Genomic DNA, 25,397 nt, shown 5'->3' on the forward strand with positions numbered 1-25,397 from the left:
ATACTTTTTTTGCACAAACAAATATTATTTTTAACGAAATCGTTTGCTTTTAAGCAAATTTGCTAATTTTTATTTATAAGATCAAGTAGTTTTGCGGGGTTGTTTTGCGAATAATGCAATTATTTATACTTTTTATTTTCATATATGTTTTTTTAAAACGTTATAGTAAAAATATTATCATCAAATGATATAATACTATCGATTTAATGTTTACTTGTGTTATAGATTTGTTAAATAATTTAAGAAATAAATACAACCCTTGTTTATGACTTGAATTAGAATAACAAATTTAAACTAACCAAACATTTATTATGAAAAAACTAATGACTAACTTCATTCATTGGAACGCTAACCACAGAGTAGTTCCTTTGATTTTATTTTTGTTGCTGACCAGTAATTGTATTACAGCTCAGGTTAAGGTAACAGGAGTAGTTTCTGATGATAAGGGACTTTCTATACCAGGCGCAAATGTCATGGTAACAGGAACTAAAAAATCAGTTTCAACAGATTTTGACGGAAACTATGCTATCGATGCGCCCGCAAATGCAAGTATTTCAGTTTCATTTATTGGATATGTTACTCAAACCATCAACGTAAAAAACGGAGGTAAAATAAACGTGATTTTAAAGCTTAGTGCTGAGGATTTGCGAGAAGTACTTGTAAACGTTGGATATCGTAATCAAAAAAGAAAAGATGTTACAGGTGCAATTTCGTCAGTAACAGCAAAAGACTTTAAAGATTCTCAACAAGTTACGGTAGAGCAATTACTGCAAGGCAGGGCTGCCGGGGTTGTGGTAACAAATAATTCCGGTAAACCGGGAGGAAGTGTTTCTGTAAAGATTCGTGGTAGTGCTTCTTTAGGTGGTAGTAATGAACCGTTATATATTGTAGACGGAATTCCTATTTCTGGAGATGCAACCAATCAGGCTACAGGAGGAACAATTGTAAGTGGTTATATTGGTACCAATACAGGAAGTGTAACCAATAGTCCATTGGCATTTTTGAATCCTAATGATATTGAAACGATGGATATCCTGAAAGATGCTGCTTCTGCTGCAGTTTATGGTTCAAGAGCGTCAAACGGGGTGGTTATTATTACAACTAAAAAAGGAAAAAAAGGTACAGGAAGAATAACTTACGATACTGCTTTTTCTACGCAAGATGTTACAAGACTGCTTAAAACAATGGATTTAAGTCAATATGCAACACAACAAAATGCATTGGCTCAAGTGTATGGTGTGGCACCAAGAGATGAATTTGCTGTGCCATCGGTTTTAGGAAAAGGTACAAACTGGCAGGACGAAATATACAGAACAGCTTTAATGACAAGTCATCAATTGTCTTTTTCTGGAGCTAAAGATAATATGAGTTATTATGTTTCAGGAGGATATTTGAATCAGGATGGGGTTGTTATTGGATCTGATTTTAAAAGATATACTTTCAAGACCAATCTTGAGGCTAAAGTGAAAGACTGGCTGACAATGGGTGTTACGATCAATGCGGGTATTACCAATCAAAATATTACTATTGAAGGATATAGTGATGGTATCATTGGTACAACAATATTATCGACTCCGGATGTAGCGGTTAAAAATTTAGACGGAACTTATGCAGGGCCTCCTAAAGATGGTACGCAAGGCGCGTGGATTAATCCTGTTGCCAGTACTTTGATGAATACAAATTACCTTGTACAAAAGAATTTTCAGGGAAATTTTTACGCTGCTGTAAAATTGGCAAAAGGATTAGATTATCGCTTTGAATTTGGAGGTTCGACCAATATTCAAAACTTCGAAGGATTTCAGCCTACATATGCCTGGGGAGCTGCTGTAAATAAAGTAAATCAGCTTCAGGAAAGATCAAATACCTGGTACGGACTGAATCTTAAAAACATGCTTACCTATAATATTTCTTTAGGAAAACATAACTTTAATGTTATGGCACTTCAGGAAGCAAATGATTCTCATTGGTTTGGAGGAAGTCAGTCGATAAGTGGTTTATTAAGTAATGATGTTCATTCTATAAATCTTGGAGATCAAAAAACATTAGTAGCCAGTGAATATAAAGGAGAAAATGCGTTGTACTCTTTCTTAGGATCTTTGAACTACAACTTTGATAATAAATACTTTTTGCAAGGTACAATAAGAGCTGACGGAAGTTCGAATTTTGCCGAAGATAAAAGATGGGGTTACTTCCCTTCAATTTCAGGATCCTGGAAAATTTCGAATGAAAAATTTATGGAAGGTACAAGGGAGTATGTCGACAATATTAAGTTTAGAATTGGATATGGTGAAACAGGAAACCAAAACATTAGCGGCGGATTGTATGGCTCTAATATTCAAACAATAAAATCGGCTTTAGGGAATTTCTTTACAGCGGGTAATATTGCCAATCCGGATTTAACCTGGCAAAAAGCAGAAGACAGCAACTTGGGTCTTGATTTTAGTTTATTTAAATCAAAATTGTTTGCTACTGTTGATGTGTACAGAAAACAATCTTCAGGATTTTTATTTGTATTGCCTTTGCCAAGTTATGTTACAGGTTTAGAGCAATATCAGGGTGGTTTGGCAGCGCCAACAGTAAACTTAGGAAGTATGAGAAATGAGGGTATTGAGGCAACGCTGAAATATTCGAACAATTTTTCTAAAAATTTCTCCTGGGATGCTACTCTTATGTTCTCTAAAAACAACAACAAACTGTTGAGCCTGGTTGATAATTTTGATTTAATTAAAGACGTACAGGTTAACGGATATACGACAAAAACCGTAACGAAAAGTGAAGTTGGTCAGCCAATTGGACAATTTTACGGCTATGAAACGGTTGGAATTATCAGAACAAACGAACAATTGGCAAATGCTCCAATTCCTTATACAGGAAACAAAGCGGTGAAAAGTGTTCTTGGAGATGTAGAATATGTAGATCAAAACAAAGACGGGTTAATCGACGAAAAAGATTTAACCTATATCGGGAATCCGCAAGCTGACTTTATTTATAGTTTCAACAATCAATTTAGATACAAAAATCTTGATCTTTCTGTTTTCTTAACAGGATCTCAGGGCAATAAAGTAATGAACTTAACGAGAAGAGCTGCTACAAAAAATCAGCGTCTTTACGAAAATCAATTAGCAGAAGCAGCAGATTTCTGGACACCGGACAATCCAAATGCTAAATATCCAAGACCAGACGGCGGGGACGGACATCCAAATATTGCCATATCTGACCGTTATGTAGAAGATGGTTCTTATTTGAAAATTGCGCAGTTAACTTTTGGATATAGCTTGCCATCAGATGTGATTTCTAAAACTAAATTAAGCAAACTTAGATTTTATGCAAGTGTTACAAACCTATACACTTTCACAAAATACACAGGTTATGATCCTGAAATTGGAGACTATAACCAAAATGCTTTATTGAGTGGGATTGATTCAGGGCGTTACCCTACGAACCGTACCATCACTTTTGGAATGAATGTTGAATTTTAATAAAAACTATTATGAAAATATATAAAATAAATTTTAAGAGCTTAGCGGTTTTTGTTTTGCTGGCTTTATCTGCTTCATGTAGTGATGATTACTTAGACAGACCTGTTCAGGACGGATATGTTAGTGAAAATTTTTATACTTCGGATGAGCAAGTGCAGCGTACTACTTACGGAATGTACGGAAGAATGTGGGCGCCATTTTATACTAAATGTTTTTACGCTCTTTCAGAATTGTCATCAGGAAACTGCTGGTCGAATGTTGATGGAAACGAGGTGATTCAGTTTAAACTTACTTCAGACAGCTTTATTTTATCAGATCCGTGGAGATCTTGCTTTAGCATTATTGCACAATCTAATGATTTAATTAATAATCTAAATAAAAATGCAAAAGAGGGTGTAAGTCCGGCTGTAATTAAAAATACAATTGCCGAAGCTCATTTTTTCAGAGCAGTTTCTTATTTCTATTTAGTTCGTTTATTTGGTCCGGTGCCTATCATCGAAGATAATTTAGCGCTTGCCAAAAATCCGATGGTGAACACGAATAGAATCGAAGATGTTTATAAATTCATCGAAAATGATTTAAAATACGCTGCGGCAAACCTTAAATCAAAAGTGAGATTAAGAGGAGGAAGTACAGAGAATGTTTTTGTTTCTCAAGGAACTGCAGAGTCGTTTTTGGCTAAAGTATACCTTTATGAGAAAGATTATCCAAACGCAAAATTAATGGCTGAAAAAGTAATTAATTCAGGAGAATTTGGACTCTTACCAAATTACGCCGATTTATTTTTGACCAGTAAAAACAATAACGAAGAGTCTATTTATTCCTGGCAGTGGTCAGGTGCTGTAAACGAATATCAGGCAGGGAATTTTTCGAATGTGCAATACGGTTTAGATATTTTAAATGACAGAGTATCTTACGGAGCTGTATATATTCCTAGTAACGATATTCAGGAAGCTTTTGAAGTAGGAGATGTAAGAAGAAAAGAGTCTTATATGATTTACGGAGATACTTATCCAACATTAAAAGGAGATGATGCAGTAGGGTTTACATTGGATAAAGCAAAATATCCAGGTGTTTTAGATGCAACAGGTGCAGCGGTAAAAAAATATGTGGTAGGTCAGGAAACAGGTGAAACAGGTCCTGCAGACAATTGGGGAGCAATGAGTAACTGTAATTATATTATGCGTTATGCTGATCTTTTACTGATTCATGCCGAAGCAATTTTAGCAGGAGCAAATGAAACCAGTGACCCTGCGGCTAAAGCATCTTTTAATAAAGTCAGAAAAAGAGCAGGCTTAAGTGAGTTAGATGGTAATATTCCGTTAACAAAAAAAGCATTGTTTCAGGAACGTAGAGTAGAGTTTGCTTTTGAGGGGGAATTTTGGTATGATTTAGGAAGATTGCCAAGAGCTGAAGCTATTGATATTATTTCGAAACAAGACAGAGGTTCAGATTATGAAGGAGTAAAACACTATACGCCTGTAGAAACTGATTTTATTTTTCCTAAACCGGCTAATGATGTTAGGAAAAATCCAAAATTAAAAGAAGCTCCGGTTCCTTACGTTTTTAAATAAACTTTAAAGAAAACAATTATGAAAAATATAAAAAATATAATGTCATTGAAGTTTTATTTATTGGCTTCAATTTCAATTTTCTTACTTAGTTCTTGTTCTAATGACGACGGAGGTTCTTCTGGTACATTGGCCATTACGGGAATTAGCAAATCGGTTATTGATGATCCTTTGGTTGAAGGTGACAGAGAGGTAGATGTACCAACAGATGTTATCAATGCAGGTAATACTTATATTATTAGAGGTTCTGGTTTTTCGACTTTAAAAACAATCTCTTTTAATGGTTTGGAAACGGTATTCAATCCAACTTTGGTTACGGATAATGCGATTGTAGTAACTGTCGATTCGGATACTCCGTATTATAACGAAATGGATGAGATGAAATTGGTTACTAATATTGGAACATTAGTTTATTCAATAAAAGTAAGACCTCCTTTTCCTAGTATTACAGGGTTTCCTATTAATCCTACTCCGGGAGATATAATCACAATTAAGGGTGATTATTTTCTTCGTCCGGTGGTTAATTTCGGAACAACCAAGGTCGAGCCAATTTCTTCTTCATTGACAGAACTTACGGTAAAAGTACCGGAAGATATTCAATACAAAAGATTATCTGTTACCAATGTTTCAGGTACAACCGTTGCGGGACAATCATTTGGAAGTGCTATTTACGACGATGCTTATACTTCGCTAAGTGGTGGTTATGCGTTATGGAATGCTGAAAATCCTTATAATGATGCTTATGATAAAGATCCTAAACAAGGTGAAAAAAGTATTTCATGGACCGCTCATCAATGGGGAGGATTAGAATTTATGGTCGTTATCTCTCAAGTTGATCTTTCCAGATATAAAGGAATCAGAGTGAGTTTAAGAGGACAAAATGCGGGTAAAATTGGTGTTTTCCTAAACGGAAGTGACGCAATTAAACCTTCATATGACTTTTCATCTGACTGGACTTATGTTGAAATCCCGTTCAGTGCTTTTAATAATCCGACAGAGTTAAATAAGATTACTTTTCAGGAGTTTGGAGGCAAAGCGGGAGGAAATACCATTTATATTGATGATTTGGGTCTGATATTAAAATAGTTAATAGATTTTTGAAAGAATTATTTTAAAATTATAAAAATGATTTTTTTAATTCTTCAGATGTAAAAATTACTAAAAAGAAAACTTATGAAAATATTATATAGATTAAAACAAATTGCATTAGGCGCACTTTTGCTTGCAATGGCTTCTTCCTGCGATGATACGATTGAAGATGTTGGAGGCGCTCAGCAAAATTATAACTCAGTTTACGGGATAATCGCAGCCAATACTAATTTAGCGACTTTTACCAAAGCTATAGATTTGGCAGGATTGAAATCGACTTTTGATAAACCCGACGATTTTACTTTTTTTATTCCTACAGATGCTGCTTTTGATGCTTATTTGGTAAAAAGCGGTTATGTAAATTCGCTTGGATATCCCGATATCACACTGGTTCCGGTAGATGTTTTAAGAGAGGTGGTTTTAAGTCATGTTGTAAAAGGTGTAAAAAAGAGAGTAAGCTATTTAGATGGTGTACAGGCTGATTATCTAACAACTGGCGAATTGTCTACAATGGCGAATGCAGAAGATGCAGATCTTTATTTGCTAGGTGTAAATGTTACAAATGGCGTTTTAAAAGTAAACGGATCTGATAAACCTGCTCCGGGAGTAGATTATTACGGTACAAATGGTTTTGTAAATGTTTTAGACAACGTAATATCATTAGATCCTCCGGCTCCGGTAATTGAAGGCGTTTCTAATGCATCTCCTTCTTCTGGAGAAGATATAATTGTTAAAGGTCTGAATTTTGTGCAAGTACAAAATGTTAAGTTTGACGGTAAAGTTGTCACGTTTAAAGTGTTGTCTAAAACAGAAATACAAGTAACGGTTCCGGCAGATTACGGATCGAATGCGATTGTAACGGTACAAACAGTTTATGGGACTTCAAATGTTGCTACGTTAGGTATTAAACATTTACTGTTTGGTGATGATTTTGATGGTTCGCCAACTCCTAGCTGGACTTGGAATTGGGGTGGAACAGAAGATTTTCAAAATACTGAAGTAGTAAGCAGAGGAACCAAATCAATTAAAAGAGAAAATAAAGATGGTTGGAGTGGTCTTATGATTGGATATAATAGCTTAAAAGTTAGTGATTATCAGTATTTGAAACTTTCGATTTATTCAACAGCTTCTACAAGAATTCTATTCTCAATTGCGGGTCAGGAAGATGCAGCAGGAATTGCTGTTGACATTAAAGCGGGACAATGGAATAATATATCAATACCATTTTCAAGTCTTCATACTGAATTACTAACCACTGGGGAGTTTAATTCTTTATTTATGAAAGAATACTCGGGACTTCCGGGAATTGTATATCTTGATGACATTGGTTTCTTATAAAAGAAGGTTTTTATTTTGAGTTTTGTTTAAAGTATTCCCTAATTCATTCAATTAGGGAATATTTTTTATAAAAGTCAGTTTATTTATTGATAATCAGTTTGTTATATGATTGTTTAGTACTGTTATTTGAGAAAATAGTATCTTTTTTTATCTGTTTTTCTGGTTAAATTTATTTCATATTAACAAACCAAAAAAAAGAATTTATGAAAAAAAATGACTTTCAATTTTCAGCCAAACTAAAACTTTGTTTATTAAGTTTTATTTTAATTTTAATGGGCTATCGGTCAAATGCTCAGGAAATTACAGGCTTAAATCCTTATTGTGTAGCCTCAAATCCTTCTTATTCAGTGGTAGCGCCAAGCGTACCTTATGATGAAGTAGTGTGGTCTTGTACAGATCCACTGGTAACCTTTTCAGGAAATCCATCGCCTTTGACTCTTTTTAAAGTTTTGTATAAATATCCGGGATTTATTGCCGGAGGAGAAATCCTTAAAGTAGAATTTAAAAGCGGCGGTACGGTTGTAGCAGTAAAACAAATTACATTCGTTGCGCCCGAAGTGCCTGTACAGCCCAATTATCTTGTAACCAAAACAAATGATTACTGTACCAATCAATATCATATTATAACATTAACGGTAACAACAGATCCAAATCCAAGCCCGAATACAAATTTTTCAATCACACCAAGAGTACCGGATCCAAGTATTGTAGTAACACAAACCTCAAAAAATGTATTTGAACTAAAACTACCATTAAACGGACAATCTTATTTTTTGTATGATGTAACAAGTACAACATCACTATCAGGATGTCAGTCGAATACTGTGTCATCAACCACATATAGTAATTCGGTTTCGTTAAACTTAACAGGTTGTTTAAACAACACTCCTAATCCGGGGCCAAATTATGAATTTACGGTATCGCCAAATCCATATAGTAATGGTTATATCACTATCGTAGCAACTGCAGTTTCATCGCAAGCTCCGGCAACTTGCAAAATTTATAATAGTTCAGGTGCTTTAAAAATTACATTTTCATTGCTGGGACCAAGTACTTATATTCCGCTTAAAACGGCTGTAGGACCCTCTTTGACTGCAGGGATTTATATTGTTCAGGTAACGTATCCAAATGGAATTGTAAAAACTAAAAATTTAGTTGTGAATTAAAAAAAAGTTGTTCTTAAAAAGAACTCCATTTCGAGATAATCGATTTGGAGTTTTTTATATCCTTAATTATTAATGTATTAAATTAAAAAAGGTTTCCAACATTAAAAAAATCAAAAATAAATTATAATGAAAAAAACAATCGTACTATTAGCCTTTACAATCTGGTGCAACTGTAGCTTTGGCCAGGGGAATACACATACACAAACAGCAGGAAAATTTGAAGGTTTGGCCATGACACCTCCTATGGGTTGGAATTCCTGGAATACCTTTGGAACAAGTATCGACGAAAAATTAGTAAAAGAAACCGCGGATATAATGGTTTCGTCAGGAATGGCAGCAGCAGGATATAATTATATTGTACTCGATGATGGCTGGATGACCAGAGAACGAGATGCCAACGGAGATTTGGTTCCGGATCCGGTTAAGTTTCCAAACGGAATGAAAGCTGTCGTAGATTATGTGCATAGCAAAGGATTAAAATTTGGTTTGTACAATTGTGCCGGAACGCAAACCTGCGCCGGTTATCCGGGAACTCGTGGCTATGAGTATCAGGATGCAAGATTTTATGCTAAATTAGAAATTGATTTTCTTAAATATGATTGGTGCAATACAAAAGGAATTACTGCGCCGGAAGCTTATACTACAATGAGTAATGCACTAAAAACTGCCGGAAGACCTATTGTTTTCAGTCTTTGCGAATGGGGAGACAATCAGCCATGGGAGTGGGGGAAACCAGTTGGGAACCTTTGGAGAATCTCGGGCGATATTTATCCTTGTTTTGATTGTGAATTCAAACATCCTGAAAATTGGTCATCATGGGGATTCATGAAAATAGCCGAAATGAGAAAAGATATTCGTAAATATTCAGGTCCTGATCATTGGAATGATTTTGATATGATGGAAGTTGGAAACGAAATGAATGATACCGAAGATAAATCGCACTTTGCTATTTGGTGTATGCTTTCGTCACCGCTTGTTGCCGGAAATGATTTCAGAAAAATGTCTAAAGAAACTCTGGCGATTTTAACCAATAAAGATTTGATTGCAATCAATCAGGATAAATTAGGAATTCAGGGTTTTAAATATTCAGCTGAAGATGGATTGGAAGTTTGGGTAAAACCTTTATCAGATGGAAATTGGGCAGTTACTTTTTTGAATAGAAGTGAAGTGAATAAAAAGATCAATTTCGATTGGAAAAAACACCTGATAAAAGATACAGATTTTGGTTATGAAGCTGATTTTAGTAAAACAGTTTACAAATTGAAAGATCTTTGGAAGAATAAGGAAATTGGCAATACTAAGAAGAGTTTTGTCTCTGAACTTGCTTCTCATGATGTGATTACACTAAAATTATATCGTTAAACCTTTTATTATGAAGTTGAAGAATAAATTATTTATTGTCGCTTTTGTTTTAGCTTTTACCTTTTTAAATGCCCAGGTTCAGACACATAAATATCTTAGTGTTTCGGGCACTCAATTAGTAAATAGTTCTAATGAACCTGTTGTTTTAAGAGGAATGAGTTTTGGCTGGCACAGTATGTGGCCCAGGTTTTATAATGAAAAAGCAGTTAAATGGCTAAAAAAAGATTTTAACTGTAATGTTGTTCGGGCCGCAATGGGAGTTGAACTCGGAGAATATTCATATCTAAAGGATCCGAAATTTTCGAAAGAAAAAATTGAAGCCGTTATAAAAGGAGCGATTAAGTCTGATATCTATGTAATTGTAGATTGGCACAGTCATAATATTAATTTAAAAGAAGCCAAAGAATTTTTTGCAGAGATTTCTAAAAAGTATTCTGAATATCCTAATATTATATATGAGATATTTAATGAGCCGGATCACGAAAGCTGGGCTGAAGTAAAAGCCTATTCTGAAGAAGTAATAAAAGTGATCAGAGAAAATGATCCTAAAAATATTATTTTGGTTGGTTCGCCACATTGGGATCAGGATGTTGACCTTGCTGCAGCCGATCCTATTTTGGGTTATACCAATATAATGTATACAATGCATTTTTATGCTGCAACACATGGCAAGGAACTTAGAGATAAAACAGATGCAGCTATAAATAAAGGTTTACCCATTTTTGTATCAGAATCTGCCGGAATGGAAGCGACTGGTGATGGCCCATTAGATCTAAAAGCATGGCAGGAATATATCGATTGGATGGAAGCCAGAAAACTAAGCTGGATTACCTGGTCTGTTTCTGATAAAGATGAAACCTGTTCTATATTGAAAAAATCAGCTAAATCTACCGGTAAATGGAAAATGGAAGACTTAAAAGAATCCGGAATCATTGCCCGTCAATATTTCAAAAAATATAATACATGGGAGTTTAGTAGATATATACCTGTGCACAAGCAAATTTATTTGTTTTCCAGTGATAAAAAATAGGTAAGCGACCAGGAAGAAATTCGTGGTATTAATTTTAATGGTAATTTATCGATATAAGGACGCACAATTGTGCGTCCTTTTTTTGTTCCTTTTTTTGGATCATTTGGTACTATTCGCGTCTATAAATTTTGTTTTGTTATCTGTCAAAATGAGATTTTTAGCATTGTGTTTTTGTAGGAATTTGGACTTTATAACTTGTGCTGCTTTATTTGTTATATAAATTTTCCTTTTAATTATATTTTATTTTGTTTTTCAATAGTACCCCCTAATTTTTTAGGGGTATTTTATTTTAATATATGTTTTTTGGTGGTTTTGTCTTTATTTTTAATGTATATTTTTTATGAAGTATGTGTTTTTTGCTAAAAACACGATAAAATTCGTTGTTGAATTTTCAAAAAATATTCTGTATAAATGTCAAATCACGATTATTGTTAATTTAATTTTTGTAATCCATAATTCTGCTATCAAAACATCAAAAAAATAGTCTTCAATTATTCTACTCATACAAAAGTTAATAAATTCGCTAATGAAAATGAAGATGTTTTAGAGGCAGAAAAGAGGTTTTAAAAAGGGACTTATAGTATTACAATACATATATAAAAGATTAACTAACCAGAATCAATTAATAACCAAAAACCAATTACACATGAAAAAAGTATTACACATTTTTGCCGCGATGTTAACGAGTTCTTTTGCTTTTGCTCAAGAAGATACTGAAACCACGACTTCGCCAGCAACAACTTGGGGAGGATCCGCAGATGCTTACTATAAATATGATTTTTCAAAACAAATGAATGGATTAACGAGCTTTACCAACTCTCAAGATTCATTCGAACTAGGAATGGCTTCTGTTCAGGCAGCACACACATTTGGGAAAGCCTCTGTTTTTGTAGACTTAGGTTTTGGAAAAAGAGCAGGAGAATTTTCGTATAATGAAACAACAGATAAAGATATTAATGCAAAATTTTTAATTAAACAATTGTTTTTCACTTATCAGATAACAGATGAATTTAAAGTAGTGGCAGGTAGTTTTGGTACACATATAGGATATGAGGTATTAGATGCGGTAGGTAATAAAAACTACAGCATGTCATACGCCTTTTCTTATGGGCCGTTCTTTAATACTGGAGTAAAAGCACAGTATACATCAGGAAAGTTTACTGCGATGGCAGGAATTACAAATCCTACCGATTTTAAATCAGCTATGGATGCCGGTTCAACTCAAAAAACTTATATAGCACAATTGGGTTATATTGGCGAAACAGGAAGTGCCTATTTGAATTTCACATCAGGAAGTACAAATCCTACTCCGGGAACTATAGTAATCCCGTCTGATGAAAATAAGACGCAAATCGATTTTGTAGCATCAAAAACAATAACGGATGCTTTTTCTTTAGGGTTTAATGCAACATATGCTAAAACTAAAAATGACTTCGATAGTGAGTTAGATGGTGATTGGTTTTCAGTAGTAGGTTATGCTAATTATGCTTTCAAACCATCATTGAGCTTAGCTTACAGAATAGAATATTTTGATGCTAAGGATGCTGCTGCCAATGTAGGAGCGCTAATGGGATCAAGTGTTCTTGCAAATACAGTTTCTTTAAATTACAAAGTTGGAAAACTAACTATAATCCCTGAGTTAAGATACGATTCAGCCTCAGAAGATATCTTTTTAGATAAAGATGCTTTGCCAACAGGAGGATCATTCTACGCTTTAATTGCTACAACGTACTCTTTCTAGAGATAAAGATTGATATTTTTTTTTTTTTTTTTGGAGCTGTCGAAACACACTAATGTTTTGGCAGCTTTTTTATTCGAAGTCTTTTTGTGAAGATTAGAGTAATAGAGAAGAGATATAGTAATTTGCAAATTCTTTTTTCACGCAGATTTAAAAAAGATTTGGGCAGATCTGCGCAAATATATTCATTAATAAAGTTTAAAAATTAAATTCATTTTAATCTCTTTTAATCTGCGTGAAACAAAATCATTTTAGCTTTTTGTGCAGTATCTGATATTAAGTTTTTATTTCAAGTTGTGCAAATTGGTATAATTGCTTCGCCTGTTCGCTGTCGCTCGGGTTGTGGCAAAAAAGGAGTATAGATAAAGAGAAGTATTGATCTTTCTATTCTCATAGACCTCAGGAGTAGCTAAATTTTACATTCTCAATTTGTGCAAATTTGTGTAATTTGTGGTAAAAAAATTATGCATAAAGAGAAGTATTAATCTTTTTAATCATTCTAATCTGTGGCAAGACTCTTCTTTTGGTTGTGGCAACGTGGCAGTAAATAAAAAACGCGTCTCTAAATTTAGAAACGCGTTTTATATATTTTGGTATTGTATTCTTTTTACTGAATTTGCTTTTTATAAATCGAGTAAATAGTATCTATTGTTTTTCGATCTAAAGTAGCCGTAACATCAGTTTGAATATAATGAAGTTTAAAAGCTTGTATTGCTGCCGAAAGATTTTTGGTATTGTAACCAATAATTCTCAACGCAGGCTCAATTTTAAAATCAAAAGGAGCTTCTTCCAGAATTTCATCCGGCCAGATACCAAATCCTTTTTCTGCTAAAGTTTTCCACGGAAATAAAGCGCTTGGGTCTTGTTTTCGTCCTGGTGCAATATCAGAGTGTCCTAATATATTTTGAGTAGGAATGTTGTAGTCTTTTTTTAGTTTTGTTAAAAGAGCAACTAAGCTGCTAATTTGCGCTTCTGTAAAAGGTTTAAAACCATTGTTGTCAAGTTCAATTCCTATAGACGAAGAGTTTATATCAGTGTTTTTTCCCCAAGTTGCTGCGCCGGCATGCCATGCTCTCAAATAATCATTCAACATCTGAACTACTTTTCCGTTTTCAGAAATAATATAATGAGCACTTACCTGAGTTTTTGTCAAGGTAAATGTTTTTATAGTTTGCTGTAAAGAATCCTGAGCAGTGTGATGAATAATAATAAAACTAGGTTTTCTTAAGTTAAAATTTACAGTTCCAACCCATTCAGTATTTACTCCATTTAGTAAATAAGTAGATCCTGTTTTCGACAAAGTGTCTTTTACAATGCCTAATTGAGCAGCATAACTAGTGTCGATCACTACAGGGCTAACAGCAGGTATCGGTTTGACCTCTTTGCTTGTAATTTGATTTTCTAAAGTTTTAAGCTGCTGATCGTAGACCTTTTCTGTAGTTTTATAAGGGTTTGTCGAACAAGCGGTAATAACAAGGGCTAAAATTAGATAACAAAAGTGTTTTTTTGTCATAGTGCTTATATTTTAAGATGAGGTTGAAACAATTATTCCTGAACTTTGGTTGCTTCAGTATCTTCTTTTACTTCTTTTGTGTCTTTATCTTTAGAGTCTTTTTTCTTTTTTGACTTCGAAGGTTTTTTTATCTCTTTAAAGTCGGCCATAAAGGCAGTATACTTTTCAATTTGATCCGGGTTCAAAAAAGCAGTTACTTTTTTAGTCGTACTTTCTCTTAGCGCTTTTATTTGTTCTACCTTTTGATCCTGACTGCTGCTTTCGTTTTTCAAAAGAATACCTTGTTCTTTCATGCTGTCAGTAAAAACATTTGCAATGGCAATAGCCTGAAGTTCATCAAGATTTACTGCCGGTTTCATTTGCTCTACAATTTTAGCTGCAGTTTCTTCGGGAGGCGTTTCTTTGGGTTTGCTGGTATTAGGCTGAGGTCCTGACATCATACTTCTGTCCATTCCGCCACCGCGTCCATAACCATTTCCGTAACCGCCGCCGCCATAGCCATTATTATATCCGTTTCCGTATTGAGCCGAAGCAAAATTGAAACAGCATAAGGTAAAAACTAAAAGAAATAAAGATTGAGTAGGTTTCATAAAAGTGTTTTTATCTTAAATTAATAATTGTTTAGCGTAAATTTAAGCAGGTTCTCCGTATAAATCAAATTCTGTTGCTTCTATTATCCTTATATTAACAAATTCGCCAGTTTTTACATAATGTTTAGAGGCATCAATTAAGACTTCATTATCAACATCCGGACTGTCAAACTCAGTTCTTCCAACAAAGTGTGCGCCTTCTTTTCTGTCAATAATACATCTAAAAACCTGACCAACTTTTTCCTGATTCAAGTCCCATGAAATTTGCGATTGCAATTCCATTATTTCATTTGCTCTCGCTTGTTTTACTTCGTCCGGAACATCATCTTCTAATAAATAGGCATGTGTGTTTTCTTCATGAGAATAAGCAAAACATCCCATTCTGTCAAATTTCATTTCCTGTACAAAATCTTTCAGGATTTCAAAATCTTCCTGAGTTTCGCCGGGATATCCAACAATTAAAGTAGTTCTAATGGCCATCCCTGGAACAGCAGCACGAAAATCTTTCAATAATTGTGTTGTTTTAGCACGTGTAGTACCACGACGCATTGATTTTAAAATAGAATCTGAAATATGTTGTAACGGAATATCGATGTAATTACAAATCTTAGGTTCGCGCTTCATTAATTCCAAAACATCCATCGGGAAACCTGTAGGGTACGCATAATGCAAACGAATCCATTCAATGCCTTCTACCTTTGCTAATTCTTCTAATAACTCAGCAAGATTTCTCTTTTTGTAAATGTCAAGGCCGTAATAAGTTAAATCCTGAGCGATCAGTATTAATTCTTTAACGCCATTTTTTGCTAAACCTTGTGCTTCCTTAACTAATTTTTCAATTGGCTGCGAAACGTGCGAACCTCTCATTAGCGGAATAGCGCAAAAACTGCAAGGTCTGTCGCAACCTTCGGCAATTTTTAGGTAAGCATAGTTTTTAGGAGTAGTAGTCAGACGCTCTCCTAATAATTCATGTTTATAGTCAGCTCCTAAAGCTTTCAATAATTGAGGTAATTCTGTGGTACCAAAATATTGATCTACATTGGGAATTTCTTTTTCTAAATCTGGTCTGTAACGCTCAGATAAGCAACCCGTCACAAAAACTTTGTCAACTAATCCTCTGTCTTTTTTGTCTGCATATTCCAAAATCATGTTTACTGATTCTGCTTTTGCGTTATCAATAAAACCGCAAGTGTTAATTACGATAATGTTTCCTTCTCTTTCTGCTGGTGCTTCGTGTTCAACTTCTTTTCCGTTTGCACGAAGTTGTCCCATCAGCACTTCACTGTCATATACATTTTTCGAACACCCAAGAGTGATTACGTTAATTTTGTTCTTTTTTAAAGACTTGGTTCTCATACTTTTATAAATTGGAGTGCAAAATTACACTTTTTTTATTCAAACACCGCTTGTTTCCTTTTCTTTTACGTGTTTTTTATGAAGCTATTCCCGCTGTCTGCCATATCTTTTTGTGTCTTTCGCGACGGACACAAAAGGATCTCGCTTCCATCGGGACTAAAAAAAAATCCGCCAGGCAAGACCTGACGGAAATTTAAAATTGTTTAATTATGTTTAATTTTTTATCAATGTCTTTGAAAAAGTAGTATTGTCTATTTTTAAAATAAAGATACCAGATTGTAGATTAGTTGTGTTAATTTCTATTTGATTGGTGGATTTTTGTTGTTTAACGACATTTATTTTTTGCCCAAAAGAATCATAAATTGCAATGTCGTTTATGTTTACCGCTCCATCAATGTTAAAATAATTTGTGATGGGATTTGGATATATGTTAATTTCACTTTTATTGCTAGAGTTTAGTAAATTTCGAGTGATTGAAATAATATTACTCACGTTGAATTGCTCGTCATAAAAAGCGATTCTTCGATAGTAAACGTTTTCTTTAAAAATTATATTAGGATTGCATCCAATAGATGTTTGATTTATAATATCTGTCCAATTACTATTTTCGGTTTTTGTTTGCCATTTAAAAATTGTTATTGGTCTATGGTCGTAAACCGCTCTACTAACTCTATATTTTGGGTCTCGAATTGTGTAATCAATATATGGACTTTGATATGTAAAAGGTTTCGGTATCTCTCCAAGATTAAGGGTTTGATTCCCTTCTATTACATTGCCATAGATTGTTTTAGCTAAAATTATAGATATAGGTTGAGTATTTTGAGATAATATATCTATGTTTGATTTATATGTTGATAAATCTTTTGAATAATCTCTTATTTCGATTCTTATTTTGCAAGTGTATTTTGTAAAGTCTAAAGCATCGTAGTTTATTTTAATGTTTTTTATTAAAAAATATGAATCGAAGAATCCTCCAATCCCGACACTTTTCAAAAGAATTTCTTTTTTGCCAAATTCTTCGTAAGCGTAAATGTTAATTGCTGTAGTTTGTCCGTCACTTTGTGATCTGTAAATTTCTAAATCGAAAGAAGTTGAAGAATAATGTGGCACAAATATTTTTGAGTTGATTATAGGTAGATCTTCGCTATATTTTAGATTCTGAATTGCTATTTTTTGATTTGTAGGTGTCGGAGGAGCTGTAGCTAAAGAACCTCCGGTTATTGCTATTTTGGTTGACTGATATGTTTGGTTTTTATTGTTTTTGTATTCTGCATAAAGAATACCTCCTGTATTGTAGAACTCGTTTTTGTGTAGTGTTACAGTGTTGAAAAGTATGTCACTTGTATAATATGTTTTGAGGTAAAATGTTACGGAATGAAATCCTACCTGCATCGGAATATCAGTTTCGTTTTTCTTATAATATACATATAAGTTTCCAAAAGTATTGTCTACTGATCCGTTTGATGTTTCTAGATGTACATTTAGTGATACATTGATCGTTGGATTGCTGTTGAATGCAATTGTGTTATCTGTGATTGATTTGTTGTCTGCTTTTAGTTCGTTGGTTTTTACTGTTACTTGTGAGTAGAGGGTGAACTGAAATAGAAATAAATAAAGAATGTAGTTTTTTAATGTAATCATGGTTTTGATATTTAGTGTTTTATAATAAAACTAAAGTACGAAAATATATCTATTTGTTTTATTTTTTGTAGTAAATTATTTTAATTTTGTTGTTTTTGAGTAAAAAAAATCCGTCAAGCAACACCTGACGGAAATTTCCATTCATCTATTTATTCTTAATTACAATTCAAATAATAAAGTCAAAGAAACATTGTTTAGTTTCGATGTAATGTTCGCACCATCAGTAAATCCGGTTGCGAAAAATCCCTGATTCGATTTTCTTTCTAAATAAGAGTAAGCTAAATCTACTCTTGTTCCTCCAAAATTATATCCTAAACCTCCAGAGTAACTATTTAAGTCTCCAATTGTAGTTCCGTTTTTATAAGGACTGCCTTCAAAACGATATCCACCGCGTAAACTCAATTGTTTTATTTTGTATTCAGCACCAACCCTTAATTCGCCTGCGGTAGTCAATTGATTGCTGATGTCATTGTTTAATCCTTTAAATCCTGAATCATTTGGTTTGTATTTAGTGTTTCCGTAATCTTTAATAGCATAATCAACACTAATCAATCCTGATTTTCCAAATACATATGCGGCACTAAAAGTTGTTTTTCCCGGAGTTTGCAAGGTGTATGATTCGTAGATATTTACAACTTTTGGATTAACGGGATTGTCAAATGATTGTCCGCCACTAGTTTCTGTAGTAGTGTATAAACTTTGTGATAATTCATCATATAGTTCATACCAGGTATTAGATTCGTATGCTAATCCAAGTCTGAAAGATTCTGTAACTTTAGCAATAGCTCCAAGTTGAAAAGAGAATCCGTTTCCGTACGTATATAAGTCGTTATTGAAACTTAAATTGGATATTGTTTCTTGTGGTACTAAAGGATTATTGTTGCTTTCGTAAAAACTGCTAGATCTTCTGTAGTCAGTTATGTGTACGTTTAAGTTTGCTCCAAGATAAAGTCTGTCTTTATAAGAAGTGGCAATATTGAAACTTAATTTGCTGTTGTATCCGCTTGTGTAGATATTATTTTCTTGGTAATATTTACCTCCAGTAGGTACATTTGTAACGTAAGGGCTATTCGGGTTGCTTTCGTCTACGGAATTTAGTATTATTCCTTCGTAGCCTAATAGAGCTTGTTGTGCTGAAAACCCAGATAGATTTGGATATTGGTTATTAGGTAGGTTTGAGCCTAGATAACTATATAAGCTACTTATTGTTTCATTGTTGCCTACGTGAACAAATTCTTGAGGAATAGGAGATCCTCCGTTGCCATTATTAGCATAAGCTAAAAAATATCCGTCAATAGAATTTGTTGGATTGGTTCCTGCAGAGAAAACAGAATTATTAAAATTGTTGGTGTTTTCATAATTGGCTCCAATCGCAATTTTTTTCCAGTTATTGCTAGGATTATGATCGTTAAAAACGAAAACAGCGCCTGCTTGGTTTAGTATGAAAGAATTTTCTTTATCACTTGTTTGAGTTCCAAAATAATTAGAATTATTCTTAATATTCTGGTTGCTAAAAGTTATTCCGGTCTGATTGTTTAAGAAAACAGCAGATCCTGCAGGGTTAATGCTTATTGATGATAAATCTCCACCAACAGCTCCAAATGCACCGCTCATGGCTCTAAAACGTGCAGTTCCGGTTAAGTTATCTTGTGAATAACGAACGGCGTCAGATACTTCTTGTGAATGTGAGACGCTGACAGTTAGTCCTGTAATAAGTAGGAATAATATTTTTTTCATTGGGATAAGTTTTTAATGTGATTTTTCGATTTGCAAAAGAAGGTATTATCTTCTTCCGCCTCCGCCTCCTCCGTATGATCTTCCGCCACCGCCACCGCCGCCAGATGATCTCATGCTTCCTCCGCCACTGTTCATAGAACGTGATGGGCTAGGAGAGTAGCTTCTTGTTGGGGCGTTGTTATTACCGCTATTGTAATTTCTGGTTGTTGTATTGCTGCTTGATCTTCTGTTAGAATAGTCGTAACTATTACTTTGTCCCTGAGCAGCACTTCTTCTGTTTGTGAAATTTGGGCTTGACGAATTGTAAGTTCTTCCGTTTGTAGAGCTTCTTCTAAAATCAGAGTATCCGTTTTGTCTGTTTGTTGTATAATTACCTCTGTTGGTAGTATAGTTTCTGTTGGTGTAATTTCTGTTACTGTTGTAACTTCTGTTTGTGGTGAAATTTCTGTTAGAAGCGTAGTTTCTTCCTCCATAATAAGCAGCTGAACCTCTTCTTCCGTAGCTATATGAGTAGTTGTTGTATCTGTAGCCGTAACCAGGTCCCCAGTATCCTGGGTATCCCCATCCCGGATATCCCCATCCTGGTCCCCAATAGCTAGGGTAACCCCAGTAGCCTCCTCCGTAACCCCATCCATAATATGGATATCCGAAACCAAGTCCGAATCCCATTGACCATGTAGGGTCAGAATAAACATTTACAGAAACATCAGTATTTGCACTTCCCCAGGCAGGGTAAGCGGTCGCAACAGTCTGTGTACTGTCATTATCGGCATAATTGCCATAGGTATCAACATCTGTAAAAATTTCAGTTGGCTGATTTTCGTCTTGTAGTGATCTAAAGTAATCTTTATATTGATTATTAGTGCTTGTGGTAGTTGTTTGAGCATACGTTCTTGTGGAACCGCCATATACTCCATCATTATCATTATATGAAGCGTTTTGGTAAGAACCACACGATGCTAGTAGAAAACTCAATATTCCAATTAAGTAAAAATGACTTGAGTTTTGGCGGAGAGATGTAGAAGTTTTCATATCTGTGGTGTTTTTTATTGTTGCACATTACAAAAATAGTTAGTTTTGTCAAACTATTTAGTTAAAATTATTAAAACAAAATTTGTGCCAAACTATTCAATATGAGTAAGAACCTCACTACAAGATCAGAAGATTATTCGAAATGGTATAACGAGCTGGTTGTTAAAGCAGATCTAGCCGAAAATTCAGGCGTTAGAGGATGTATGGTTATCAAACCTTACGGATATGCTATTTGGGAAAAAATGCAGGCTGAGTTAGATCGAATGTTTAAAGAAACAGGACATCAAAATGCGTACTTCCCTTTATTCGTGCCTAAAAGCATGTTTGAGGCTGAAGAAAAAAATGCAGAAGGATTTGCAAAAGAGTGTGCTATTGTAACACATTACAGATTGAAAAATGATCCGGATAGACCCGGAAAACTAATGGTAGATCCAAATGCTAAATTAGAAGAAGAACTTATTGTTCGTCCTACCAGTGAAGCTATTATTTGGTCTACTTATAAAGGATGGGTACAATCGTATAGAGATTTACCTTTATTAATTAACCAATGGGCAAATGTGGTACGTTGGGAAATGCGTACACGTTTGTTTTTGAGAACTGCTGAATTTTTATGGCAGGAAGGGCATACGGCACATGCTACAAAGGCAGAAGCATTAGAAGAGTCTGAAAAGATGATGAATGTGTATGCTGACTTTGCTGAAGGTTTTATGGCAATTCCGGTTGTAAAAGGTATAAAAACCGAAACGGAACGTTTTGCAGGTGCAGATGAAACGTATTGTATTGAAGCTTTAATGCAGGACGGAAAAGCATTACAGGCTGGAACATCGCACTTTTTAGGACAAAATTTCGCAAAAGCTTTTGATGTAAAGTTTGCTAACGCCGAAGGAAAACAGGAACATGTATGGGGAACTTCGTGGGGGGTTTCAACTCGTTTAATGGGAGCGTTGGTAATGACGCACTCAGATGATCAGGGATTAGTATTGCCTCCTAATTTAGCACCAATACAAGTTGTAATTGTTCCTATTTATAAAACCGATGAGCAATTGGCTGAAATTACAACTGCGGTTAATGATTTAACTGCTAAATTGAAAAAGTTGAAAATTTCAGTTAAATACGATGACAGAACAACTCAAAAACCAGGATTCAAATTTGCTGAATGGGAATTAAAAGGTGTTCCTGTTCGAATTGCTGTTGGACCAAAAGATTTAGAAAACGGAACTTTTGAGGTAGCAAGACGTGATACATTGACAAAAGAGACGGTTTCCGGAGAAGGAATTGTTACTTATATAAATGACTTATTGGAGCAAATTCAGGCAGATTTATTTAACAAGGCATTAGAGTATCGTGATACTCATATTACGGAAGTAAATAGTTTTGAGGAATTTAAAGAAATTTTAGACGGTAAAGGTGGGTTTGTATCTGCACATTGGGACGGAACTGCTGCCACCGAAGAGAAGATAAAAGATTTGACAAAAGCGACAATTCGTTGTATTCCTTTGGATAGCAAAGAAGAGGCGGGAACCTGTGTGTTTACTGGTAATCCTTCTTCAAAAAGAGTGCTGTTTGCCAAGGCGTATTAATTTTTTTTAATTTTTTTCGCATCAGGTATTGTACATCTTAAAAATAGTTGTATTTTTGCATCCGCATTAGAGAAGCAGGCCCGTTCGTCTATCGGTTAGGACGCATGGTTTTCATCCATGTAAGAGCGGTTCGATTCCGCTACGGGCTACTACTTTTTTCGCGAATTGTTCTTGAAATACTGAGAATTAAAATGGCCCGTTCGTCTATCGGTTAGGACGCATGGTTTTCATCCATGTAAGAGCGGTTCGATTCCGCTACGGGCTACAATAATACCTCTATTTAAATATAGAAAAACTTAGAAGAATACTGGTCTGTTCGTCTAGGGGTTAGGACTCCAGGCTTTCGTCCTGGTAACAGGGGTTCGATTCCCTTACAGACTACTAAAATTAGTTGTGAATAAGTTTTGTAAAATAAGGATTGGTGTCTCGATTTTTATTTTATTAGTTAAAACCAAAGTGATTGTTTTGCAATTGTGGGAGGTTTTTCTTTTTTAGCTAGTATTTATAATAATTATTACATCTAAAATTAAAACAAAATGGCAAATCATAAGTCAGCATTAAAAAGAATCAGAAGTAACGAAAAAAGAAGAGTTCTTAACAGATACCAACACAAAACTACTCGTAACGCGATTAAAGCATTAAGAATAGCTACGGATAAAGCTGACGCTACTTCAAAATTATCAACTGTAATCTCTATGATTGATAAATTAGCGAAAAAGAACATTATTCATGATAATAAAGCTTCTAACTTGAAGTCTAAATTAACTAAGCATGTTGCTAAATTGTAATTAATTACAATTTCCTAAAATATATAAAAGTCCTCTTTAGAGGACTTTTTTTGTTTGTACAAAAATGGAAAATTCAAAAAAAATAAATTCCAAATCCCAATAGCTATATAAGTTGGGATTTGGAATTTTTTAGTTAGAATTTAGTTCTGCCTGTTGGAATCTGGGATTTTAAATATTGGAAATTTATTTTAAAGATCCATTTTCTTTTTAAGATATTCCAGCATTGGCTGTGTAATAGGTTTTGAAAGGAAATCGATAATGATGGGGTATTTTTTTGCTTTGGCCAAATCTTCGGGGTCAATTGTAGAAGAAAGTACAATGACACGTGCGCTATTGAATTCGGTATAATCTGAAGAGGTAAAATAATCCAGAAATTCCCATCCGCCCATTACAGGCATGTTTAAGTCTAAAAAAATTAATTCAGGTTTGCTTGCTTTGTTTTTGTTGTATTTTAAAGTATTAAAATGATGCAATGCTTCCTCGCCGTTTTGAGCAGTGATAATTTCTTTTGAAAATGAAGATTTTGAAATTACTTTTTTGCATAGCATTAACGTGATCGGATCGTCGTCGATGCATAAAATTTGCTCGAGCATATGATTTAATTTTTAAATGTTATTGTAAATGATGTTCCTTTATTAACTTCGCTTTCGATGCTTATTGTTCCTCCCATTGTTTCTACCTGCGATTTTACTAAGTAAAGCCCCAAACCTTTGCTGTCGGGATAATTGTGGAATCTCTGATACAATCCGAAGACTTTGTCGCCATTTCTTTCCAGATCAATTCCAATTCCGTTGTCTTTAAAAGTTAAAACTGCTTTATTGTCTACTTGTTCGGCAGTGATGGAAATCTTCAGCTTTCTGTTTTCTGATTTGTATTTTATCGAATTCGTCAGCAAATTAAGTAAAATACTTTCAATGTAAGCTTTGTTTGTATTTAATAACGGAACTCTTTCGAATTTGAGTTTGATAATAGGTTTGTGTAATTCGATTTGAAAAGACAATTGGCTAAAGACGTTTTCGAAAACTTCTTTTAAGGAGACTTCTTCTTTTTGCATTGAAGGATTGTCTTTGATGATAATAACTTTTACTAAATCATTGATGGTTTCGTTTAATAAATGAGTTGATTTTGTAAAACCGGAAAGAATTTCCCTGAGTTCAGGATTTTCTACAGGGGTATCTTCTATTAGGTTAAGAAGTCCTATTAAATTAGATAATGGGGCTCGGAGGTTGTGCGACGTAATATAGGAGAATTGTTTTAGGTCTTTGTTGTTTTGAGTTAATTCACGAATAAGATGTTCTTTTTCTGTTTCTAATTTTTTCTCATCGGTGATATCTCTTTGAATAGAGATCCAGTGTGAGATGTTTTCTTCACTGTTGAAAATTGGAATCATTGAAAAGCGGACCCAATACTCTTCTTTTTTCTTAGTATAACTAATAGTTTCTATTAGGCACTCTTCTTTGTTTTTTATGGCTGTTAATAATTTTTTTAATTCTTCTGAATCTGATTTTGGTCCTTTGAAGATGTTTGGCGATTTGCCAATTATTTCATGAGAAAGGTATCCGGACATTTGCGAAAATGCAGGATTGACATATACTATTTTAGGAATTCTGCGATCTCCTGAGTTGGCTTCTGTAATTAGAATAGAATCTTTGGATTGCGTGATTACGGTTTCTAACAGTTTTAGTCGTTGTTCTTCTTCTTTTTGTTTGGTGATATCCTGGATTGCCCCAATCATTCTTATGGCTCTTCCGTTTTCATCTTTCAACAAAAAACCTCTGTCAAGAACATATTTATAAGTTCCGTCTGCGCATTTAAATCGGTATTGATCTTGCCATTTTTCGGTTTTTTGTTCGATAAACGAGTATAATTTAATAGACATTCGTATGCTGTCTTCAGGATGTATTTTGTCAAACCACCATTTTGATGTTTTTCCCACTTCTGCCGGATTGTATCCAAAAACACTTTCAATTCCTTTGTTCCAGTTAATGCTGTCTTCCTGAATTTTCCAATCCCAAATAGTGTCGCTTGTCGCTTTTGCAACAATGTCATATTTTTCGTTCGATTCTTTGATTTCTTCGTTTGTTCTCTTTAATTTTTCGAAAACAGAAATATTTTTCTTTTCATTTTTTGCTAATATATACCTGAAAATAAACCCCGTAGCTAATATAAAAATGATGTCTTTTACAAAGAATAAATAAAAATATTCTATTTTAGAAAAGTACGAAGTAAGTATTTTATGACAGAGAATTGCCATAATTAGCGATATGATAACGTAAACTAGAGTAATTTGGAGAGTTTTACTTTTCATTACTCAAATATAGTTAAATTAACTATAATTAAACAACAACGAAAGTTCATTTTGGGGCTTAAATTTACATTGTTTTAAC

The 25,397-nt window shown here is 34.2% G+C and carries 18 protein-coding genes and 3 tRNA genes; 13 read left to right on the plus strand and 8 right to left on the minus strand.

Translation table 11 applies throughout. The annotated features are described in order from the left end of the window. The first annotated feature begins 311 nt into the window (after positions 1–311). The 8 genes from FLP_RS20400 (at position 312) to FLP_RS20435 (ending at position 12,776) form a co-directional block, all read left to right on the plus strand. The gene (locus FLP_RS20400; RefSeq protein WP_065451344.1) at positions 312–3,479 is read left to right on the plus strand and encodes a SusC/RagA family TonB-linked outer membrane protein; all 3,168 of its coding nucleotides are present in this window, start codon (positions 312–314) and stop codon (positions 3,477–3,479) included. An 11-nt stretch (positions 3,480–3,490) separates the two neighbouring features. Then, a complete protein-coding gene (locus FLP_RS20405) occupies positions 3,491–5,053 on the plus strand; it encodes a RagB/SusD family nutrient uptake outer membrane protein (protein ID WP_065451345.1) in 1,563 nt (520 codons plus the stop codon). Positions 5,054–5,071: 18 nt separating this feature from the next. Then, positions 5,072–6,136, plus strand: coding sequence for an IPT/TIG domain-containing protein (locus tag FLP_RS20410; protein WP_065451346.1), 1,065 nt, complete (start codon positions 5,072–5,074; stop codon positions 6,134–6,136). Between the two features lie 87 nt (positions 6,137–6,223). Next, the gene (locus tag FLP_RS20415) at positions 6,224–7,477 is read left to right on the plus strand and encodes a fasciclin domain-containing protein (protein ID WP_065451348.1); all 1,254 of its coding nucleotides are present in this window, start codon (positions 6,224–6,226) and stop codon (positions 7,475–7,477) included. Between the two features lie 203 nt (positions 7,478–7,680). Then, a complete protein-coding gene (locus FLP_RS20420) occupies positions 7,681–8,643 on the plus strand; it encodes a T9SS type A sorting domain-containing protein (protein WP_065451349.1) in 963 nt (320 codons plus the stop codon). A 126-nt stretch (positions 8,644–8,769) separates the two neighbouring features. Beyond that, positions 8,770–10,005, plus strand: a complete 1,236-nt coding sequence (locus FLP_RS20425) for a glycoside hydrolase family 27 protein (protein ID WP_065451351.1) — start codon at positions 8,770–8,772, stop codon at positions 10,003–10,005. A gap of 10 nt (positions 10,006–10,015) precedes the next feature. Then, entirely contained in the window at positions 10,016–11,035 is a 1,020-nt protein-coding gene (locus FLP_RS20430; RefSeq protein ID WP_065451352.1) for a glycoside hydrolase family 5 protein, read from the plus strand. Positions 11,036–11,681: 646 nt separating this feature from the next. Then, positions 11,682–12,776 carry an outer membrane beta-barrel protein gene (locus FLP_RS20435; protein WP_065451354.1) on the plus strand — a complete coding sequence of 365 codons (1,095 nt, stop codon included), beginning with the start codon at positions 11,682–11,684 and terminating at the stop codon, positions 12,774–12,776. Positions 12,777–13,380: 604 nt separating this feature from the next. Here FLP_RS20435 and FLP_RS20440 read toward each other — a convergent pair. From FLP_RS20440 to FLP_RS20465, 6 genes are all read right to left on the minus strand, one after another. Beyond that, positions 13,381–14,286, minus strand: coding sequence for an N-acetylmuramoyl-L-alanine amidase (locus tag FLP_RS20440; RefSeq protein ID WP_065451355.1), 906 nt, complete (start codon positions 14,284–14,286; stop codon positions 13,381–13,383). Positions 14,287–14,318: 32 nt separating this feature from the next. Continuing rightward, positions 14,319–14,876, minus strand: a complete 558-nt coding sequence (locus FLP_RS20445) for a hypothetical protein (RefSeq protein WP_065451357.1) — start codon at positions 14,874–14,876, stop codon at positions 14,319–14,321. Between the two features lie 42 nt (positions 14,877–14,918). Then, on the minus strand, positions 14,919–16,232 hold the full coding sequence (gene rimO, locus FLP_RS20450; RefSeq protein WP_065451358.1) for a 30S ribosomal protein S12 methylthiotransferase RimO: 1,314 nt from the start codon (positions 16,230–16,232) through the stop codon (positions 14,919–14,921). A gap of 213 nt (positions 16,233–16,445) precedes the next feature. Beyond that, complete coding sequence (locus FLP_RS20455) at positions 16,446–17,873, minus strand: T9SS type A sorting domain-containing protein (protein WP_065451360.1); 1,428 nt, start codon at positions 17,871–17,873, stop codon at positions 16,446–16,448. A gap of 159 nt (positions 17,874–18,032) precedes the next feature. Then, positions 18,033–19,610, minus strand: coding sequence for an OmpP1/FadL family transporter (locus FLP_RS20460; RefSeq protein ID WP_065451361.1), 1,578 nt, complete (start codon positions 19,608–19,610; stop codon positions 18,033–18,035). A gap of 45 nt (positions 19,611–19,655) precedes the next feature. Further along, a complete protein-coding gene (locus FLP_RS20465) occupies positions 19,656–20,642 on the minus strand; it encodes a hypothetical protein (RefSeq protein WP_065451363.1) in 987 nt (328 codons plus the stop codon). A gap of 101 nt (positions 20,643–20,743) precedes the next feature. On the opposite strand from FLP_RS20465, the gene proS reads away from it, so the two are divergent. The 5 genes from proS (at position 20,744) to rpsT (ending at position 23,010) form a co-directional block, all read left to right on the plus strand. Next, positions 20,744–22,222, plus strand: coding sequence for a proline--tRNA ligase (proS, locus tag FLP_RS20470; protein WP_065451365.1), 1,479 nt, complete (start codon positions 20,744–20,746; stop codon positions 22,220–22,222). Between the two features lie 77 nt (positions 22,223–22,299). After that, positions 22,300–22,371 (plus strand) — tRNA-Glu (locus tag FLP_RS20475). Positions 22,372–22,415: 44 nt separating this feature from the next. Further along, positions 22,416–22,487: transfer RNA gene (locus FLP_RS20480), tRNA-Glu, on the plus strand. A gap of 44 nt (positions 22,488–22,531) precedes the next feature. Next, positions 22,532–22,603 (plus strand) — tRNA-Glu (locus tag FLP_RS20485). A 155-nt stretch (positions 22,604–22,758) separates the two neighbouring features. Beyond that, complete coding sequence (rpsT, locus tag FLP_RS20490) at positions 22,759–23,010, plus strand: 30S ribosomal protein S20 (RefSeq protein ID WP_055095632.1); 252 nt, start codon at positions 22,759–22,761, stop codon at positions 23,008–23,010. Between the two features lie 188 nt (positions 23,011–23,198). Here the strand turns inward: rpsT and FLP_RS20495 are convergent, their stop codons facing one another. Continuing rightward, positions 23,199–23,603 (minus strand): response regulator, encoded by a 405-nt coding sequence (locus FLP_RS20495; RefSeq protein ID WP_065451366.1) that lies wholly within the window; start codon positions 23,601–23,603, stop codon positions 23,199–23,201. 5 nt (positions 23,604–23,608) lie between these two features. Continuing rightward, entirely contained in the window at positions 23,609–25,264 is a 1,656-nt protein-coding gene (locus FLP_RS20500) for a PAS domain-containing sensor histidine kinase (RefSeq protein WP_243397505.1), read from the minus strand. Positions 25,265–25,397 lie beyond the last annotated feature (133 nt).

This window comes from Flavobacterium piscis, assembly GCF_001686925.1.
Lineage (GTDB): Bacteria > Bacteroidota > Bacteroidia > Flavobacteriales > Flavobacteriaceae > Flavobacterium > Flavobacterium piscis.